We start from the raw sequence: 1790 nt of genomic DNA on the forward strand, positions 1-1790 counted from the left end.
GCGAGGATCGCCGCCTGCACCCGGTTACGCACGTCCAGACGGGTGAAGACGCTGGTCAGGTAGCTCTTCACGGTGCCCTCGACGAGGTGCAGCCGGCGGGCGATCTCGGCGTTCGACAGTCCCGCCCCGACCAGCGCCAGCACCTCCCGCTCCCGGTCGGTCAGGCCGGCCAGCCGGTCCCGGGCGTACGGGGTCCGGGCCATCCGCCCGCCGTTCAGCTCGATCACCCGGCGGGCCACCCGGGGCGACAGGTACGCCCCGCCGTCGGCGACCGCCCGGATCCCGGCGAGCAGTTCCCGGGGGTCGCCCGACTTGAGCAGGAAGCCGCTCGCGCCGTGGCCGAGCGCCCGGGCGATCAGGTCGTCCTCACCGAACGTGGTGAGCATGACGACGGCGGTCTCCGGGACCAGCCGGCGGATCTCGGCCGCCGCGCTCAGCCCGTCCCAGCGGGGCATCCGGATGTCCAGCAGCGCCACCCGGGGCCGGTGGGCGCGGATCAGCTCGACGGCGGCCCGCCCGTCCCCGGCCTCGCCGACCACCTCGATCCCGGGATCGGCGGCCAGGATGGCGCGCACCCCGGCTCGCACCATCGCCTCGTCGTCGGCGAGCACCACCCGCAGGGGGCGCCCGTGGTCGTCGGTCACCGCGTGATCCGCTCCTTGCTGACCAGTCGGCCGTCGGAGAAGCAGAGCCGCCAGGTCGGCTCCGCGAAGGGGAAGTTCCCGTCGGTGTAGTACTCGCAGCCCGCCGGGACGTCGGCGGTGGGCGGGTCCGCCTGCCGCTCGGGCAGCCCGAGGGTGTCCCGGGGGTCGCCGAGGCGCAGCCGCTCGTACCCGGTGCGGTCGAGCACCGCGCCGGCGGTGGCGAGCGGGTAGTAGACCAGGGCGAGCACCAGCCCGAGGACGGCCGGGGCGCCGAACGCCACCAGCAGGCTGCGCCGGGCCCGCCGCCGGGCGTCCCGCAGCCGGCGCGCCGCCTCGGCGGGACGGTCGTCGGACGTCCGGCGGGCGTCGACCTCCCCGACCGGCCGGGCGAGCCCGCCGCCCCCGGCGCAGCCGCCCGAAGAACGGACCGACGCCGTGCCGGCCCGGTCCACGGGCACGGGGAGGTCTGCCATCGGGTCGGCGCCCGGCCCGGTGCGCGCAGCGCCGTCCGGCACGGACGAAGCGGGCTCCTCGACCGCCGGCTCGGCGGTCAACGGCAGCCGCGCGGCCACCGCGTAGCCGCCGGCCCGGGGACCGGCGTCGAAGGCGCCGCCGGCCAGCCGGACCCGTTCCCGCAGCGCGAGCAGCCCGGAGCCGTGGGAGACCGGTCCCGGCAGCGGCCCCGCCGGCGGGCGGGCGTTCACCACGCTGACCGCCACCTCGCCGTCGGCGCGCTCCACGGTGACGGTCACCGGGGCACCGGGGGCGTACCGGGCGGCGTTGGTCAGCGCCTCCCGGACCACCCGGTGCACGGCGTGCGCGGTACGCGGAGGCAGCTCGTGGTCGCCCAGGCCGGCCCGCAACGCGACCGCCATGCCGGCGTCGCGGGCCCCGTCGACCAGCTCGGCCACGGTCTCGTCGGCCGGGCGCAGGGAGCCGGACCGCTCCTCGCGGAGCACGCCGATGATCTCGTGCAGCCGTTCGGTGGCGGTCGCCACGCTGGCCCGCAGCTCGCCGGCCGCGGCCCGGTGGGCCGGGGCCAGGTCGGCGGCCAGCTCCAACCCGGCGGCCCGCAACGCGATCAGGCTCAGGTCGTGGCCGAGCGAGTCGTGCATCTCCTGCGCGATCCGGGCCCGCTCGCGCAGC

General features: G+C 78.0%; 2 protein-coding genes. Both read right to left on the minus strand.

Annotated features, from left to right (window positions below):
* Window positions 1-590, minus strand: a 590-nt coding sequence (locus tag ONA70_RS36110) for a response regulator (protein ID WP_265010960.1), incomplete at its 3' end; no start/stop codon positions are given.
* Between the two features lie 50 nt (window positions 591-640).
* Window positions 641-1790 (minus strand): sensor histidine kinase (locus tag ONA70_RS36115; RefSeq protein ID WP_265010959.1); only part of this gene is annotated, 1150 nt, incomplete at its 5' end.

It is taken from the genome of Micromonospora yasonensis (assembly GCF_026013475.1).
Taxonomy (GTDB): Bacteria; Actinomycetota; Actinomycetes; order Mycobacteriales; family Micromonosporaceae; genus Micromonospora; species Micromonospora yasonensis.